Annotated in this window: 13 protein-coding genes and 3 pseudogenes; 7 read left to right on the plus strand and 9 right to left on the minus strand. The window is 66.6% G+C overall.

What is annotated here, in order from left to right:
- Positions 1 to 9 precede the first annotated feature (9 nt).
- A complete protein-coding gene (locus HD596_RS64600; protein ID WP_221519144.1) occupies positions 10 to 1914 on the minus strand; it encodes a HEAT repeat domain-containing protein in 1905 nt (634 codons plus the stop codon).
- Positions 1915 to 2282: 368 nt separating this feature from the next.
- Between HD596_RS64600 and HD596_RS02285 the strand changes: the two genes are divergently transcribed.
- Positions 2283 to 2864: a hypothetical protein gene (locus HD596_RS02285; protein ID WP_185067649.1), complete on the plus strand. Its 582-nt coding sequence runs from the start codon at positions 2283 to 2285 to the stop codon at positions 2862 to 2864.
- A 609-nt stretch (positions 2865 to 3473) separates the two neighbouring features.
- On the opposite strand, the gene HD596_RS60130 is transcribed toward HD596_RS02285, so the two are convergent.
- Entirely contained in the window at positions 3474 to 3701 is a 228-nt protein-coding gene (locus HD596_RS60130; protein ID WP_221519145.1) for a hypothetical protein, read from the minus strand.
- Between the two features lie 361 nt (positions 3702 to 4062).
- Here HD596_RS60130 and HD596_RS02295 point away from each other — a divergent pair, with 361 nt between their 5' ends.
- The 4 genes and pseudogenes from HD596_RS02295 (at position 4063) to HD596_RS02305 (ending at position 7762) form a co-directional block, all read left to right on the plus strand.
- Entirely contained in the window at positions 4063 to 4434 is a 372-nt protein-coding gene (locus tag HD596_RS02295) for a hypothetical protein (RefSeq protein ID WP_221519146.1), read from the plus strand.
- Positions 4431 to 6614 (plus strand): annotated as a pseudogene (locus tag HD596_RS02300) (nSTAND1 domain-containing NTPase); the annotation flags it as partial. The gene HD596_RS02295 and the pseudogene HD596_RS02300, both read left to right, overlap by 4 nt.
- Positions 6615 to 6951: 337 nt before the next feature.
- Positions 6952 to 7104: pseudogene (locus HD596_RS65525) on the plus strand (hypothetical protein); the annotation flags it as partial.
- 337 nt (positions 7105 to 7441) lie between these two features.
- Positions 7442 to 7762 carry a WD40 repeat domain-containing protein gene (locus HD596_RS02305; RefSeq protein WP_185067652.1) on the plus strand — a complete coding sequence of 107 codons (321 nt, stop codon included), beginning with the start codon at positions 7442 to 7444 and terminating at the stop codon, positions 7760 to 7762.
- Between the two features lie 362 nt (positions 7763 to 8124).
- On the opposite strand, the gene HD596_RS02310 is transcribed toward HD596_RS02305, so the two are convergent.
- The 3 genes from HD596_RS02310 to HD596_RS02320 are packed head-to-tail and all read right to left on the minus strand — an operon-like array spanning position 8125 to position 11287.
- Positions 8125 to 8751 carry a response regulator gene (locus HD596_RS02310; RefSeq protein WP_313042382.1) on the minus strand — a complete coding sequence of 209 codons (627 nt, stop codon included), beginning with the start codon at positions 8749 to 8751 and terminating at the stop codon, positions 8125 to 8127.
- Positions 8748 to 10715 carry a sensor histidine kinase gene (locus tag HD596_RS02315; protein ID WP_185067653.1) on the minus strand — a complete coding sequence of 656 codons (1968 nt, stop codon included), beginning with the start codon at positions 10713 to 10715 and terminating at the stop codon, positions 8748 to 8750. Before HD596_RS02315 ends, HD596_RS02310 begins: the two co-directional genes overlap by 4 nt.
- Complete coding sequence (locus HD596_RS02320) at positions 10712 to 11287, minus strand: hypothetical protein (RefSeq protein WP_185067654.1); 576 nt, start codon at positions 11285 to 11287, stop codon at positions 10712 to 10714. Before HD596_RS02320 ends, HD596_RS02315 begins: the two co-directional genes overlap by 4 nt.
- 237 nt (positions 11288 to 11524) lie before the next feature.
- Between HD596_RS02320 and HD596_RS02325 the strand changes: the two genes are divergently transcribed.
- Positions 11525 to 11947, plus strand: coding sequence for a hypothetical protein (locus HD596_RS02325; protein WP_185067655.1), 423 nt, complete (start codon positions 11525 to 11527; stop codon positions 11945 to 11947).
- Positions 11948 to 12573: 626 nt separating this feature from the next.
- Here HD596_RS02325 and HD596_RS66130 read toward each other — a convergent pair.
- From HD596_RS66130 to HD596_RS65530, 3 genes and pseudogenes are all read right to left on the minus strand, one after another.
- On the minus strand, positions 12574 to 12924 hold the full coding sequence (locus tag HD596_RS66130) for a LuxR C-terminal-related transcriptional regulator (protein ID WP_446685858.1): 351 nt from the start codon (positions 12922 to 12924) through the stop codon (positions 12574 to 12576).
- Positions 12864 to 13163: a response regulator gene (locus HD596_RS66135; protein ID WP_446685859.1), complete on the minus strand. Its 300-nt coding sequence runs from the start codon at positions 13161 to 13163 to the stop codon at positions 12864 to 12866. The genes HD596_RS66130 and HD596_RS66135 overlap by 61 nt, the downstream gene beginning before the upstream one ends.
- Positions 13164 to 13581: 418 nt before the next feature.
- Positions 13582 to 13677, minus strand: a pseudogene (locus tag HD596_RS65530) (hypothetical protein); the annotation flags it as partial.
- 283 nt (positions 13678 to 13960) lie between these two features.
- Here HD596_RS65530 and HD596_RS02340 point away from each other — a divergent pair.
- The gene (locus HD596_RS02340) at positions 13961 to 14938 is read left to right on the plus strand and encodes an effector-associated constant component EACC1 (RefSeq protein ID WP_185067656.1); all 978 of its coding nucleotides are present in this window, start codon (positions 13961 to 13963) and stop codon (positions 14936 to 14938) included.
- Between the two features lie 793 nt (positions 14939 to 15731).
- On the opposite strand, the gene HD596_RS02345 is transcribed toward HD596_RS02340, so the two are convergent.
- Positions 15732 to 16742 (minus strand): hypothetical protein, encoded by a 1011-nt coding sequence (locus HD596_RS02345; RefSeq protein ID WP_185067657.1) that lies wholly within the window; start codon positions 16740 to 16742, stop codon positions 15732 to 15734.
- Positions 16743 to 16830: the final 88 nt, after the last annotated feature.

A 16830-nucleotide genomic window follows, 5' to 3' on the forward strand; every position in this document is an offset into this window, starting at 1 on the left:
CTCAATGGCTCAGGCAAGCCGTTCGACGATGGCACGACTGGTCCGCTGTAGTTCCTCATCGTTGTCGATGCTCGCGAACCGGCCTCCGAGCCGGGGACGGATCAGTTTCGAGCGGAGCCGCGGCAGGGCAGGCGCAGCAGCGGGGCCCATCCGGTCCAGGCACGCCGCCACATGATTAGCCGTTGCTGGGTTCTGCTCCCATGCCTGGAGCAGGGTATCCAGAACAACCCGCGCCTCAGCGGCACCGCCGACCTCCCAGAGCGCCGTCGCGCCATGGACACGGACCCATTCATAGTTGTCCGTCAGCAGCTTTCGCAGGCGCGGCAGTGCGGCCGTAACAGGTGGGCCGATCTCCCCGAGCACATCCGCTGCCAGTGTCTTCCAAGAGGAGACGCTGCTTCCAAGCAGATCATGAAGTAGCGGCGTGACCTCCTCCTGATCGCCGCTCACCGCCCACAGCGCGCCAACCGCAGCGTGCCGCACGTAAGCATCGGCGGCCGCGGTCAGTGACCGGATCGCCGGGAGTGCGGGCGCCGCCGCGGGACCGAACGCCGCCAACGCCTTCAGAGCCGAGCACGTGGTCGACCACTGCTCGTGACGTACGGCCGTAACGAGAGTGTCGGTGATCGCAGGCAGCGCTGCCTGATCGCCGAGCGCGGCCAGCGCGGACAACAATGAACCGGCGCTCATCTCCAGCCGCTGCTGAGCATGGTCCATGCGGCGCACATGGTCGCACAGCCGAGGCACCAGCTCCTGCGACGCCTCCTTCAGTGCACCAACGACCGCCACCGCACGCCAGTCGTCGACGCCGCAGTCCAGCGCCGCCAGCAGACCGGGCACCGCGCGCACATCACTGAGGCGGGCAAGAGCCCGGATCGCGTTCTGATAGGCCCGGCGCAGCTGCTGCTGCGGCGCAGTCCACATGTCCGGCCCGTACGCGGCGACGTACGCGGCGAGCGGCTCGCGGGCCGACTCGGCGATCGGGTGACAGGTCTCAAGGACGGCTGCCGCCTCGGCCGCGACCTCATGCTCGCTCGTGCAGAGCTGTCCGGCAACCAGCGTGATGAGCCAGGTGTGATCACCCCGCCATGACGTCATAAGCTCCTGGCTCATCCGAATCGCGTCCAGACGGGAGCCGGGATCAGGGCTGGCCAGTTGCTCCGTGAGCAACGCCGTACGCTGGGATACCCGCGTCGCCAGTGCCTCGTGGAACGTGCGCAGCAGTTCCGTGGTCGGCGCGTGAACGCGCCCTTGCCGGTCAAGGTCTTCGAAGGCGGCGACGACCTGCGGTGGCACTCCGCCCGCCGAACCCGCTGAAGTCGCCTGCCCGGGTGAATTCCGCAACGCCGGATAGGCTGCCGCGCCGTGTGCCATCTGCCGCAACAGGCCGATCGCAGTCGGGACGACATCCTCGCCGATCTGTTCCGGGGCGCAGCGGGCCTGCTGCACCACGGCCGCCAGCCTGCTCCCCGGGTCCAAGGTCGAATCGGCAGCCAGCCCAGCGAACCACGCCATCGCCTCGTCCGCCGACGCGGGTAGGCGCAGGGCCAGCGTCCCCATCGCCTCCACGATCAGCAAGCGCTCGACCAGCCCCGCCTCGGCCGACAGCCGATGTCGAAGCACCTCCCCGGCCCGGTCCGCGTCATCGAGGAACAGCCCCAGACCCGGAATCGCGGCCTGGCGCACGCGGTGATCGGCATCTGCGGCGAATGCGACAAACATCTCCGCCCGCTCGCGCACCACCATCGCAGCACCGGCGAAGTCCACCAAATCGGCGTATTCCTCTTCGCACTCCTCGACGGCTACGCCCCCGATGCTGACCAAGAGCTCGACGATCGCGGCCCGCACGGGGAGAGTGGGATCACCCGCCAACTCGAACAGAAACGGCAGACTCGCCGTCGTGCACGGGAACACCCCCGCTGATGATGGACGGCACTGTAGAACCTGCTGAGAGCCTTGCGCCGCTCCTCCCGATCAGTGGAACGCAGGGCCAGTAACAGCTCCGGAACCTCATGCGCCGGGCCGTAGGCATGCTCCATCGATGCCCAGTCGATGTCGTGGAGTCCCTCGAACATGCGAGCCATCATGCCCGATCCCACTGACACTGGATCACCGCTGAAAGCCCGGGCGGCGCCACAGGCGTAGAACTCCTGGCCATACTGTGGCCAGGGTCCGCACCGCGGTCTCCAAACGAATTCGGCACCCTCGCGACCTGCCCAGGAAACGTTCCGAGCGGGACTGATCCCACCTCTGGACAGCCATCGTGGGCGTTAAGGTAAGTCATGATCAATAAGCCTCCGGGATGGCTTTACCTCACTGCGCTCTCCGCCGTGGCCGGCGTCATTCTGTACTGGGCAAGCGTCCCCCACTGGTATGTCATCGAGATGTTCCTGATCGGCTTCTTCTTTGGGATCCCGCTGTGGGTGATCTGGGGGATCCGCTTCGCCCTGGCGATGGGCAGGGGTACAGCACAGGCCCGATTAACACGCTGGCTTATGCCCGTGTTCATCGTCGCGGGTCTCGCGACTGCACTCGTGGCAGACGCCCCCTTCTGGCTTCGGTTCACGATCTCGAAACCGAGCATGGAAGCCTACGCCCGAACTGTGACGGCCGAAACACCACGAGACTTCTCCTGCCGCTGGCTCGGGTTGTATCGGATATGCGATGCCTTTCCCTACGCCGGATTGGAGGAGAACGCTGAAGACATCCCCGGCAGTGCCTGCCTCATCGGCGAGGAATGGGCGATCCACAGCAATACCAATTTCGTCCTCCTGCCCGAGGGCGAGCCCGAGGAGACGGCCGACGATACTTACCGGCATCTCATGGGGTACTGGTACGGCTGGCACGGGTGGGATCAATGGTGATCCGCACCTGACGACGCCACCGAGTAGGTACCTGACCTGCGGCGCTACGACAAGTGGCTCCGCCCACGACGTAGATCCAGGCTGGCTGCACACCGTCGTACGGCGGGATGGCGATTTCCGCCACGATTGGGCCAAGCAAGGAAGTCCGCGGAGGCAGGTTCCTGGTTCTCGTTCGTACTCCACCGCAAGGTGATTCTGCGCGTTTTCGCCTGGCTGCACCTCGCTGTAGGAAGGGGTCCGTTACCCGGTGCAGGACGGGGCGGGCGCCTGCCCGCCAGAGGACGTCGGCGGCATCGGAGCTACGCATACTTCCGTCGGGTGCTGGCCGATCCCGGACACGACGAGCACGACAGATATGTCCGCTGGGCGGGTCTGGAGAGTACGTAGGAGTTCGACCCCGCCAGTTCGCCGTTGAAGCCGCTCGCCGAGCGCTGGCCTCGGCTGGGTGATCAGACGCGCAGCCTACGCGCCTCCCGCCGTAGCACTCGCCCCGCACATCGATGGCCCTGATGTACCCAGTCGAGACCTCATCGCGGCAGCCCCCGGAGCTTCTCCATATCCCGAACACTTGACCTCAGGCCACCCCTGATCGAATGCGAGCCCTAATGGCTAGGCGCGTTCTGGGGGCAGGCTGGAGCGGCTGACGGCCAGGTAAGTCTCCGGCGTCGCCGCTTCAAGAAGCCCCTCGTCACTTCCCAGGTCGAGTTCTGGTTCCTGGGGACCGCGCAGCAGATCACCCCAGTCTCTTGTCGCTCCTCGCTCGTAGGCGTCGCGGAGCCGGGGACGCAGTCTGGGGCGGGCCTCCTCCTGCTGCTCGCGGAAGATCCGCCGCTGCATGAGCCGGCGTACTTCCTGAGCGTCGTCGCTGAGTTCCTGGTCATCGGTCGGCTGGTCCTCGGCGCGCAGTCCCGGGGTGTGCTGGGCGATGGCGAGGTCTTCCTCGTGGAGGCGCTCTCAGGCGGCGAACAGCTTCCGGGACATGCCGAGGTGAATTTCGGTTCCGGGGATGCGGCAGGTGAGGAAGTCGTCGAGGCCCATGGAACGGATACGGGCGCCTCGATATGCACGTATTGCGCTCATCTATCTACATAGCGCTGGAACTGGTGGCTACGGTGGCTTTTGGCGGCCGGATTCATGCGTTGGGGAGGGCAGGATGGATCCGCTGGTGTTAGCCGCGGCAACCGCGATGGTGACCGCGATGACGACCGAAGGCTGGCAGCAGGCCCGCACGACGGTGGTCGCGCTGTGGCGGCGGGTGCATCCCGAACGGGTGGCGGCCATCGAAGCCGACCTGGAGGAGACGCGCGCCGAGGTGGTGACCGCACGACAAGCGGGCGACCGGCAGGCCGCGCAGGAACTGGTCGGCGACTGGCAGCGCAGGTTGCGGCGGCTCCTGACCGGCGACCCGCACCTCGGCGATGAGCTGCGGCGGGTCCTGGACGAGGAGTTAGCTCCCTTGCTGCCCGCGGCCGAACAGTCCCACATCCGCGACATCACCATGACGGCCACGGCGTACGGGCACGGGCGAGTGTTCCAAGCGGGCCGCGACCAGCACATCAACGAAGAATGAGCGGGCTCCCCGAGCAGCCGCCAGAGCCGGAACCTGCTGGCTCCCATTTCCACGCCGAGGCATCCGGCGCGGGACGGGTTTATCAAGCAGGCCGCGACCAGCACTTCTACTACCAAGACGGTGTCCGCCGCCGGCGACGCACCCAGGTGGGTGAGGTGGTGGACCACTGCCCGTACCCAGGGCTGGCCGCGTTCGGAACTGAGCAGGCTCGCTGGTTCTTCGGCCGGGACCGGCTGCTGGCGGAGCTGACCGTGCGCCTGGACGACCGCGTATGGCGCGGCGGTCCACTGATGGTGGTAGCCCCCTCTGGGGCGGGAAAATCGTCGCTGCTGCGGGCCGGGTTGCTGCCCGCGCTGGAAGACGGCGCCCTTCCCGGATCGCGACACTGGCCACGCCTGCTGTTCACGCCCACCGCCCAGCCAATGGCAGCCTTGACGGAGAACCTGGCGGCATGGACCGGCATCGGGCCGGAACAAATAAGCGGGGCGATAGCGGCCGGGGCGCAGCAGTACACGCCGATGCTGCACCAGGCGCTGCGGGATCGAGGCGTCGATGAGGCCATCGGCAGGGCACACATGGTCGTGATTGTCGATCAGTTCGAAGAGCTGTTCACCCAGTGCACCAACGAGCCTGATCGGCGCGCCTTCGTCGATGTGATCTCCCATCTGGCCGACCTCGGCCCGAATGGAGAGCCTCCGGTGGCGCTGGTGGTGTGCGGCCTGCGCTCGGACTTCTACACCCCATGCGCCGACCACCCCCGATTACGGGTTGCCTTGCAGGACGGCCAGGTGTTCGTCGGGCCGATGCCGCAGGACGAACTGCGCGAGGCGATCGTGTACCCGGCCCAGGACGTCGGATTGGATATCGAGCCGGGGTTGGTCGAAGTCCTGCTCAGCGACCTTAGGACCGCCAAGGGCGACGGATACGAGGCCGGGCGTCTCCCGCTTCTGGCCCACGCGCTGCGTACCACCTGGCAGCAGCGCAACGGCCACACCCTGACCGTGGACGGCTACCGCGTCACCGGCGGCATCCAGCAGGCCGTGGCCGCCACCGCCGAACGCATCTTCGCCAGCCTGGACCCGGCAGATCAGCAAATAGCGCGGACGCTGTTCCTGCGACTGGTCACCATCGGCGACGCCATCGAAGACACCCGCCGCCGCGTGGCCCGAGCCGACCTCCTCAGCGCGGGCTTCGACACCGGCCCTGCCGCCGCGGTCGTGGACGCCTTCACCCGAGGCCGCCTGCTCACCCAGCACCAGGACACCGTAGAAATCATCCACGAGGCGCTGCTGTCGGCCTGGCCCCGCCTGCGAGCATGGATCGACGACGACCGCGCAGGCCTGCTAGTGCTGCAGCGCCTCCAGGCCGACGCGGCCGAATGGGATAAGGGCGGGCGCGACGCAGCGTACCTGTACACCGGCACGCGATTGGAGACGGCGCGCGAGGCTTACGCCGCGACGTCATGGGCGCACCCGGCGGCCGACGCCACGACCCGCGCCTTCCTGGCCGCCTCGCAGGAGGGCGTCGACCAGGCCAGGCGTGCGGCCGTGCGCAGGCGGCGGCTAGCCTGGACTGCGCTGGTCCTGGTGACGGTCCTGGCCCTGGTTGCCTCGGGTTTTGGGGTGTTCGCGATGCGCACGGCCGACCGGGCCGAGACCCAGCGCCGCGAGGCCATATCGCGGCTCCTGACTGCGCGCGGCGAAATGATGCGCACGGCCGATCCGATCGTGGCGGGCTTGCTTGCCGCAGCAGCGTGGCAGTACGCGCCTACCGAGGAGGCCCGGTCTGGCATGCTGGCGGCGCTGGCCACGCCGCTGGACGTCGTGCTGAACAGCCCCTCCGCCAGGGTCAGTGCGGTCGCCGTCAGCCCGGACGGCCGGACGGTCGCGACCGGCGACTGGAACGGGACGGTGCGCCTGTGGGATATCACGGGCCGGTCCAGAGGGGTGCCGCTGACCGGCCACAACTCTGGCGTCTTCCCCATCGCGTTCAGTCCGACCGGCGCCGTGATTGCCTCCCGCGATGGCGACGACGATCACGACGGTGTCGTCCTGATCAGGGACGCCGCCACCGGACGGCCGCTCACCGCACCGCTGACCGGCCACAAGGGCGAGTTGAGCGCCATCGTCTTCAGTTCCGACGGCACGACGCTGACCACGGCCGACGGGAACCAGATCGTCCAACGCTGGGACACCAAAACCTGGCGACGCCTCGGCCCCGCTATCGGACCGCTGCGCAAGGGTCGTGACACCTGGACCCAGCTGAGCCCCGATGGCTCGGCCCTGGCCGTTCAGAACGGCCGCTCCAGTAACATGTCGGCCTGGCAGATCTGGGACCTGGCTACGCGCCGGCCGTACGGGCCCCCGATCCCGGCCGGCGAGATGGCCTTCAGCCCGGACGGCCGAACGATCACCACGTCGAACGACAACCTCGGCCAGGACGGCGGCCTGATCCAGCAGTGGGATATCACCGCCTACCGCAAGATCGGCAAGCCCCGGCGCGTCGGCACCTACCTCGATCGCCTACAGCCCGGACGGCCGGACCGTCGCGATCGGCGGAGGCGACGGCGTCGTCCGCTTCCTCGACGCCCATACCCGGCAGCCGACAGGCGCCCTCCTGCGCGGCCACAGCACCTACATCGCCGACCTGGCCTACTCCGCCGATGGTCACCACCTGGTGACCACCGCCGGGGAACACAACGCCCGCATCTGGGACACCACCGTGTGGGCTCAGACGCCTGGTCCCGTGCCCGCCGCTGCCGATGGGTTCACCGCCGCCGCCGCCATCAGCGCCGACGGCCGTGCCATGGCCGTGCAGACGTGGCCGCATTCGGATGGCAGCTTGGAGAGCTCCGTCCGCCTCCTTGACGCAGCCACCGGGAAACTAATCGGCGACCCGCTGGGCCTTGGCCTGAGGCCATTCTCCCTGATCCGCAGTGACATCGTCCTGAGCCACGATGGCCGCCTAGATCGGCAACCCCCTCCCCGTCCCGGCCCGCGTAACGGCCATGACCGTCAGCCGGGACGGCGCCTACCTGGCGACCGGCGAATCCGACGGCACATTGCGTCTGTGGGACATCCAGTCCCGACGCCAGATATCGGCCGCGCCGCCCGGCGGCCCAACCGATTGGCCGGTGGATCTCGCCTTCAGCCCGGACGGTACGACCCTGCTGGCCGTCGCGAGTGACGGCACCGGCAAACGGTGGCCGCTGCGGCTGCCGACTGACCCGTACCAGGCGATGTGCGCGTTGGCCGGGCGGTCGCTGACGCGGCAAGAGTGGAGTCAGTTCCTGCCTCCAGGCGAGCCGTATAGGGCGACGTGCACGTGAGGTTTTCCGGTGCCATGAGACACCCGTCCAGGCCCGCGGGCACGTCGTCTCCGGCCAGTACTGCCGGCGCGAGGTCCTGGGTGACGATCCGGGCCAGCAGCTCGAGCACCTGGGCTTCGGCGAGCACGTCCAGGCGCAGCACCCGGGCATCCAGCCGGTGCCAACCCTCGCCCAGCCGGCTGGTCATCAGTACCCGGGGTCCCGGTAGTAATGGCGCAGGATCTAACGGATATGCCGAACGGATATGCCTCTCACCTGTGCTTATGCAGAGATCTCAGGCTGATGAGCCAGGCCCGAGCCCTGCCTGTCAACGCACGCCAGAGGCATATCTGTTGGATTTTCGGCCACAGCTACGGGGATCCCTAGATGCCCAAGCCAGCGTCGCGGGCGCGGGCGACGGCCTCGGCGCGGCTGGAGAGGCCGAGCTTGGTGAGGATGCTACTCACGTGGTTAGCCGTGGTCTTGGCGGAGATGAACAGACGACGGCCAATTTCGGCGTTGGACAGTCCGCGAGCGACTAAATCGAGGACCTCCGTCTCACGCGCTGATAGTTCGTGAAGGGCGCCGATCTGCTGACCGCTGGACGCAGCGGCGCGGACCCAGGCACCGACGTTTCCGCCCAGGACGGTGTCTCCAGCTGCTACGGCCCGGATTGCGCAGGCGATAGCCTCCGGCCCGGCGCTTTTGACCACGTAACCGTGCGCGCCAGCCCGCAGGGCCCTGACTACCATGGACTCGCCCTCATGCATGGTGAGTACAAGCACCTGCATGCGGTCGTGCAGAAGGCCGGCTGCGGTTATGCCGTCTAAGTCGGGCATGTCGAGGTCCAACACCACGATGTCGGCTGGCGTGGTCTTACTCAGTTCTAACAGCTCGGAGCCGTCCCTGGCGGTGCCGACGACGGTCATTCCGTCGATGGTTTCGAGGAGCATACGTAACCCCTCGAGGTAGACAGGGTGGTCGTCGGCGAGCAGTATGCGGATGGTCACGAGGTCACCACCGGTAGGACACTCCGCACCCTGACGCCGCCGCCTTGGCTCGTTCTCAACTCCAGTGATCCTCCTATCTGCTCGGCGCGTGCCCTCATCGAATTGAGCCCGACGCCTGGCTGGATGTGCGCGGGGAAGCCCACACCATCATCGATGACGTCGAGGTGCAGGCTGTCTTGGCTGAGGCGGACGCGCATCGTCACCTGTGAGCCGCGGCTGTGTCGCCGGGCGTTGTGCAGGGCTTCGACCGCGATGCGGTAGGCGGCGGCCTCGATGTGTGCATCCAGCGGTGGCAGAGATGGCGGAAGGTCAAGGCGGAGGGACGGGTTTCCGGTCCACAGGGAGGCATGCCAGCGGAGGGCGGCCAGCAGGCCCTGACCGTCGCACGGGCCTGGTGCCAGGTCGGCCAGAATGCGGCGAATCTCGGCCAGGGCACGGTTGAGATCGTCGCCAATGGCTGCCAGCACATCGTCCAGTCGGCCGGGCGTGCCCAGCAGGTTCCGCGCAGCCCGGGTTCGCAGCGACGCCGCGCCGAGAAGAGGACCGAGTTGGTCGTGGAGGTCACGCTGAATCCTCAGCCGTTCTTCGTCCCTGGTGGCAAGCAGCCGTTCGTGACTACGCCGTAGTTCCTCGTCGACGGCGGCCGAGTGAACAGCGGTCCCAAGATGACCGGAGATCCCCTCCAGGAAGCTCCGGTCGTGTGGCGTCAGAGGTTCGGCTGGATGGCGCCGCCCGGCAACGAGCTTGCCCACCAGCTCCGTTCGGTGGTGCAACAGCTGAGCCTCCACGGCCTTGTCATCATGAGGAGAGCCAGTGGATGCGGCGATCGAACCGTCTGCGAGCTCGATCGCGACATAGGGAAGCCGCAGCGACTCGGCCAGCGCGGTGACCACCATGGGAAGAAGCGGCGTTGCCTCGGCCTGGAGCCGATGTCCGAGAGCGCGGATCACTGAGTACGGATCACGGCGAGCACCGTACAGGACATGATCGAGGGTAGCCTGCAGCAGCGCGCGCAGGGGCAGCGCGACGATCGCCGTGAGACCGGTCAGCAGGATCTCAGGCAGCAGGTCCGGCAGGAGTGATCGCAGCGCGAGCACACCACCCACATAGGTGAGCAGGAGCAATCCCGTCAGCAGGGCGTAGACGACTGCTCGCCGGATGACGAGCCCCAGATCCCAGAGCCGGTAGCGAAGTAACGCCACGCCGATGGCGGCCGGCAAGGCGGCGATGCCGAGCGCTTCGGGCAGCCACGAGGTGAGAAAGGCATCTGCGATAACCCCCATGATGAGCATGGCGCCTGCTGTGGCGATCCAGCGCAGCTGCTGGCGGGTCACCGCGTCGCCGTGGGTGTAGCGGAGCACCAAGCAGGCGAGACCAACGGCGGCGTGCACCACCAAGAGACTGGTCAGCGTTTCGTTGACCGGGTCGAGGTACACAAGCGCGGGTATGGAGAGCGGATTGGGCAGGTCGAGCGGCGTTGCTCGGGTGCTGGGGCTGAAAGCCGACAAGGACGCGGAGATCGCGATCGTGGCGACGACGAAGTATTCGTAGCGTCGCCACCATGATCCGGCGGATCGTCCGGTCGGAAAGCGAAACACCAGCAGGATGAGCCCTGTGGGTCCCGCAGACCATAGCCAGCCGGTGACCCAAATGGCGGGCCCGAGCAGGGGCCACCAAGCGTTGTGATGTGCCACAAGCGCCCACGCGCTAAAGGCGAACGCCGCCGTTGCCAGGACGAAGGGAACGACCAGCAGGCGTGCCATGGGGTGGCCCGGTTGCCTGCGGGCCAGCAGCACACCCACGACGACGAGGCCAGTGAATCCCGCGACGCCGACTCCGATGGGGATGGCCTGCTCCGGCCCGGCGGAGGGGACAGAGCGTCCGTACCCGATGAAGAAAACGGCCAGCCAGACCACCATCGCCAGTTGCGTGGCGAGGGCGATGGTCCAGGCAAGTCGTGTCATCGGCTGGACCGCCAAGGTGTGAGCCCGGAGATACCCATCCACAGTAACCCGCAGCCCAGCAGGAGCCCACTTATTACTCCCAGCAGGAAGGTGCAGGCGCCCAGCGCGACAAGGACCAAGGCAATTCGGGGAAACACCCGGGCGCGGTATGCGGAGGCCGAAAGCCAAAGCAGCCCGCCGATGAACAGGCTGAGGCTGGCGATGACCCCGACAGCGTGCGTTCCCACAGGGGGCGCGTCCAGAACGGCAGGCGCGGAGACCGCAAGCGAAGGGACCAGGAAGACCGAAACCCCCTGCAGGAACGTGGCCGCCATGAGCCCGAGGAGCACGCTCACGCTTGCGAAGGTACTGATCGTGCGGCCGTCGGGGCCCTCCTTACGGAAGGACGCAACGATCCCAACAGTAAGGCACACGATTGCGGCCAGCCCGAGCAGGCTGTCGACCCGGTAGCTGTAGAGGGCCGCTATCTGCGAGTACGGTCGGCGATCGAACTGGGTGAGGAGCTGAAACGGCGTGGCGGCGAGATACAGCAGTCCGGCGCTTACGAGCATCGGATGAATTAGTCGGCTCATGCCCGGAGTCTCTGCCGCCCGGGTTCCCGGACGCATGAGACGCAATTCACGGGAAATCCGCCTCATGCCGCCGGGATCGGAGCTATCACACACTCACTGCAGAAGCTGCTTCAACAGCCCGCGGCCACCGCAGTGTCGTCAACAGCACGCACGCTATCGGCACCGAGCGGGCTAGGGCGGCACACGACAGGTGGCGACGTAAGCACACGCCACCTGAACTCACCTCAAGGAGAGATCATGGCTACTGATGTGAAGATCACGCGGGTCTACGTGTCGAGCACGGCCAACGGCACGCTGGACGACACCCCCAACGAGGTCGGCGGCAACTCGCGCTCACCCTTCTACCTGATGCTCGAAGCCGACGCCAGCGATCCGGCAGGGGACAACAAGCTCAACTACACCCTCATCATTAGCGCCCACTCGGTTTCCGGCGCCACCACAACCTTCGCCACCAAGACGCTCAACGAGCAGGCTGGCGTCCCCGCCGAGGGATGGAAGCAAGTGACCGCAGGCGCCAACGACGGCTACGTCAAGCAATCGACCTACCCCATCAACGCCAGCGACTTCCAATCCAACGGCCTGTACGAGTTCATCGCCGTCCTGCGGCTCGGCGACGGCAGCGTGAGCACCGCCCGCAGCAACGAGTTCTTCATCAGCTGAGCCGCACTACTTCAGCGCCTTCAGCTCGACACCCGACGGGGACCCACCATGAACAATCCGTCACCGACGGCCAGTTCGGCTGGACCAACCTGAAGAGCAACAACGGATACAGCAAGGACGCACGGTTGCTGGTCAAGGCTTCCGACTTCCAAGGGAGACATCTACCAGCTCATCGCCGTCGTTCGGGCCGGCAACGGCATCGTGTCCAAGGCCACGAGCAACGAGATCATCGCCTGACCTCGACTGGCTGGCGACTGGCCAGACCCTGCCGAAGCGGGGCCTGGCCAGTCGAGCCGGCCGACTCAGCGCGGGCGGAGTCATGCCGTACCAGTCCGGGACCGGCCCTTCTGTAAGTACGTCAGACGCAGAGTGAGGACATCGATCATGCGTGGATACAAGGCACGAACAGCCGCTATCTTTCTACTGCTCACAGGACTGTTTGGTTGCCGGTCGCCCTGGCAACCACATCCGGTGCATCCTCCGGACCCACCGGTGCACCTTCCACATGTCAGTCAGCTTCCCAAACCCAATCCCCCTGTTCCGCAACCGGACTTGCCAAGCCCGGAGCGGTCCACGGCTTGATCGCCCGCGGCCTGTGTCACAGCGACGACCTGCGCGGACAAGGCTTAGCGCACGATCCGGTTCCGATGTTCCTCAGACCCCGATTGCCGGCCGAGGCCTGACGATCCGGCGCACCCGGATGCTCGTCCGACGCTATAGCCAGCCCCGGACCTCGGCGATCGGAGCGGCCTCCGTGTGGGTGGCCGCACCCATCTTGCCGATGTCCGCCGGCAGGTGGAGCGGACGGTCCCGTTGGACAGGCTCAGCGCCCTGGCGATCTCCGAGACCGTGCCGCCGCGCCGAGCCACGCGCAGCACGTCGCGCTTGCGAGCGGTCAGGGGACTGGCCCCGCTTGTCAACGACTCGGCCGCCAGCGCTGGGTCCACGACGCGCAGGCCCGCGTGCACGCGTCGCACGTGTCGTCCAGGTGCTCGGGCGAGGAGTCCTTCGCCACGAACCCGGACGCGCCGGCCCGCATCGCCCGGGTGAAGTAGCTGGGCCGTCCGAACGTGGTGCAAATGACCACCCAGCACGACGGCAGCGTCCGGCGCAGGCGTTCGGTGAGGGCCACCTCGATGTCGGGTTCGAGCGCGAGCATCGCGGCGAGCGCGCCTCGTACCAGCGCCTGGTCGTCGGCGAGCAGGCGCCTGATCATGCGCGGCTCGCCCGGAGCAGGAAGCCGCTCTGCGGCAGCGGGCCCGCCTCCAGCAGGCCGCCACCGCGCGGAGCCGCTCCGCCAGCCCGGCCAGTCCGTTGCCCGGCGGCCGCGCGGTGGCGGCGGTGGCGGCGGTGGCGTGGCCGTTGTCGCGGATTTCCAGGCTAGTTTCGCTCAGGGTGACCTCGCAGCGAGTGGCGCCGCTGTGCCGGATGACGTTCGTGACGCCCTCGCGCAGCACGTACGCGAACGGCTGCCCGAGGTCCTCGGGCACCTGGTCCACGCTCTCGGGCAGAACGGCGCCGATGCTGGCCGCCCGCAGCGCGGCCCGTACCCCGCTCAGCTCGGCCATCAGCGACGGCCTACGGGAGCCCGACACGGTGGCGCGGATCTCCGCGTGCGCCTGCCGGGAGAGCCGTTCCACGTCGCGGAACTCGGCGAGCGCCTGCCCGGAATCGGCGTCGTGCTCCAGTAGGCGGTGAGCCAGCCCCGCCTTGGCGGCGATCGTGGTCAGGCTCCACCATCACGAGATTCTTCGTCTGGCTTATCTCACCGTCACGAACGCGGCTTTGCGGTAATCACACATAGGTTCGGATCGTGCACGCAGCTCCCACTCGCCCCTTATGATCACGAAGGTGGTGAAAGCTGGCCAGAAGCAGGGTCTTGGTTGACGTCGGCGAACGAGTCGGGAAACGGTACCTACTCCTCGCATGACGCGAGCGATATACCGAACCGCGGCTTCTTCGTCTCGATGAACGCGCTTGGCATCAGCTGCCAAGGGAACTAACGGGGTTGATATGGAAGTCGAAGTGACGGTGGACGGGCCTACGGCTGAGATTGCCGACCTCGGCACCCTTCTCACCAAGCGGCGGCGCTGGAATGTTTCACTCGTGCTGCGCGGCGAAGCCGAAGCCGTGGACACCATGCGCGTCGTCGTTGACTCTGGAGACGACCTGACCTTCTTGGTCCTCTCCATCGGGAAATGGCTCATGGCGCGTAGAGGCCCCGTTACGGCCCACCTAAAGGTCGGCAACCGAGAGGTTGTTCTAGACAGTGCCAGCCGCGCAACGGCGTTCTCCGAAGCAGCTCGAGAACTTATCGGTGCCCGCGACGTGATAGCGGGTCTTTCGCCTGGCGAAGATCTGGCCATACGAGAGCAGTCACTGGAGCTCAGGTGGCCAGCGTCTGAGGTGGTTTCGCAGGACCGCATCGTGGAGGCCGCCATAGGGCTAGCCATGCACGACCATCTGAGACACGCTCGCGCTTCCTCCCCGCGCCTGACGCCGGTGTCGATCTATCTCGAGAACGCAGCGACGAGCTCACGGGTGGAAGCGGCTCTGAAGGAACTCGCCGCGGCCTTTGAGCTACAAGACACGGGCTGGGAGCCTGGCGTTCGCGGTTCATGGTTCAGAAAGCTGCTCCTGCGCGGCAAGGAACTCAGCAATACACAGATAGCGCGAGAAATCGGCGGCGAACTGCGTCGAGGTGTGGAGTTGCATGGGCTGCATCTCGCACAGGCCGAGGTTGACGAGAAGAAAGCCGCCGCTGTCAGCGGGCTAATCGAGGCGCTCGCGGATCAACCAAACGCGGCCATAATGATCGGTTCTATCCTTCTCCTTAAAGCCGGGGGCGTGTTGACCGTTCGCGAGCTCACCCAGCAGGAAATCGCCCATATGGAGCGTAACCCTAGCCTGCTCAGGGAGCCTGCATCTCTGCTTGTCCGGCTGCAAGACATGTCCCTCGAGAGGCCGCGCGCTATCGAGGATGTACAGTGAACTCTTTCCATCTTGACGGCACTAGCCAGGATGAGCGGCTTGCTGCCAGGCGTTGATCTTCGCGTCGAGCGTGCCGGTGAGCAGGGAGTCGTAGGGACCCGGGATCGGAGCGTTGATCATGTCATGTCCTCGGAGACATAGGAAGATCACATATCTAGCCGATGCCGTCCAGGGCGGCAAGGGATCTCCAGATGTTCTCGTCCGCGATGGCGGACATGACCTCGAAGCCGCCGATCGTGAAGCGCTCCGCACTCGGTCGCGTAAATTCGAGAGGACCTCAGAGACTTTGCGGACCTCACGCTTACGCACCTCGGCCTGGACAGGAAGCTCAGTGGAAGTCGCAGAGCTTCCAGCGCTTCTCGACCACCACCGCCCGCTGTTACGTTACGGGCGAGTCCACGGTTCCGCATCCTCACCAGACAGCCCAAACGCGACAAAGGGCTTCGCACTCCCCCACACCTACACGAGTCCGATGCGCTAGGTGAGCCATGGGGGCGAGCGACCCATCCGCTCGTCTGACGTCTGGCCCTTCCGCCGGAGGCGTTCGGCTTCACCAAGCCATCGGGGCTAAGCCGACTGCAACAGCCGCAATTCCATGCGGCTGTCTCGCCCGTGTACTCCCCGGTCACCGGCACGATCGGTAGCGGCGGATCTGCCCGCCAGAACGCAGGCTGGCGGATCAACGCCCCGATGACGCCTCGCAGATCGGCCACCTGGCCACCCTCTGCTCACCCAGCTTGTGTCTGGTGAACGAGCGATCATCGGAAGTGGTTCACCGATCGGTCATGGTTCGTCAGGCGAAGATGGCGTTCACGGCCTTGCTCACCTCCGCGAGAGGGACTTTCTCGCGTTGGTGTTCGAGGGCGATCCACTCCTTGCCCTCCGCGGCGACCCCCTCCAGCACGTGCAGGGCATTGTCGAGCCCCGCCGTGCCGAGGGTCACCTGGGACGCGCCTTGCGGATCCTTGTCCTCAGTCTCGGTGACATCCGTGGGCGGATCGGTCACCTTGACCTTGATCGGATCGCCGTTGGTCAGCGTCAGCTCGAAGACGTTCTCTCCGTTGTCGGTCTCAGCCACCTGGACGGAGGTGAACGCGTCGTAGCGGTAGTTGGTGCGTGCCCGGCTGCGGAAGGTGGCCTTCTGGAAGTCGAGGTGTACGGTCAACTGCCGCACGCCGTCCATGGTGAGCAGGAAAAGCAGGATCTTGTATTTCGAATAGCGCCATGGCCCGTTCTCGATGCGTGCCCTGTCGTAGAAGGGCGTGGCGGGCGCCTCGATGAAGGCGTGGGCGAGGACATCCTGCCGCTTCAACCTGTAGAGGCTCATCGCCTGCTCCATCAGCGCCTTGCGGTCGCACTCCAGCCAGCGGGCCATCTCGAGATCGTCCGGTCTGTCGGCGAGTTTGCGTTTCCACCGGTCGAAAGCCGCCTGGCGGCCAGCCAGGAGTCCCTCCTTTTCCGCCTTGTCGGCGAAGTAGCGCCTGTACTCCGCGGCGATGCGCAGCCATAGGCGAGTCGCGGACCAGACGGAGGCCAGGGCGGCGACCGCGGCCAGCGACACGAGTAACGGCCTGACGTGCGCGCCGCTCCAGATCAGGAAGGCGCCTGCCGCGGCCGTCGCGATCGCGGCGAGCACGCACATCGCTTTCACGAGCAAGGGGACGCGCAGCCCCTTGCGGTAGTCCCACAGCTTGCCCGCCTGCCAGCGCCGCGCGACGTCGGCGACCAGGTATCTGGTGAGCCAGGCGACTCGCTTGGCGTTGACCGTGCTCTCCCGGTAGATGGTGACGACTTCGTCGCGCAAGGCCCGGCGGACGCCCGCCGTCTCCGAGAGCCAGCGAGCGCTGTCGGCATCGCGCGGGGTGTACAGCGCGAAATAGTGCTTGAACTGC

The organism is Nonomuraea jabiensis (genome assembly GCF_014204795.1).
In the GTDB taxonomy this organism is placed as follows: Bacteria; Actinomycetota; Actinomycetes; order Streptosporangiales; family Streptosporangiaceae; genus Nonomuraea; species Nonomuraea jabiensis.

Coding starts and splice junctions, on each gene's coding strand:
- HD596_RS02285 (WP_185067649.1), top strand. CDS start 2,283: ATGATCAATAAGCCTCCGGGATGGCTTTACCTCACTGCGCTCTCCGCC.
- HD596_RS60130 (WP_221519145.1), bottom strand. CDS start 3,701: ATGCAGCGGCGGATCTTCCGCGAGCAGCAGGAGGAGGCCCGCCCCAGA.
- HD596_RS02295 (WP_221519146.1), top strand. CDS start 4,063: ATGACGACCGAAGGCTGGCAGCAGGCCCGCACGACGGTGGTCGCGCTG.
- HD596_RS02305 (WP_185067652.1), top strand. CDS start 7,442: ATGACCGTCAGCCGGGACGGCGCCTACCTGGCGACCGGCGAATCCGAC.
- HD596_RS02315 (WP_185067653.1), bottom strand. CDS start 10,715: ATGACACGACTTGCCTGGACCATCGCCCTCGCCACGCAACTGGCGATG.
- HD596_RS02320 (WP_185067654.1), bottom strand. CDS start 11,287: ATGAGCCGACTAATTCATCCGATGCTCGTAAGCGCCGGACTGCTGTAT.
- HD596_RS02325 (WP_185067655.1), top strand. CDS start 11,525: ATGGCTACTGATGTGAAGATCACGCGGGTCTACGTGTCGAGCACGGCC.
- HD596_RS66135 (WP_446685859.1), bottom strand. CDS start 13,163: ATGATCAGGCGCCTGCTCGCCGACGACCAGGCGCTGGTACGAGGCGCG.
- HD596_RS02340 (WP_185067656.1), top strand. CDS start 13,961: ATGGAAGTCGAAGTGACGGTGGACGGGCCTACGGCTGAGATTGCCGAC.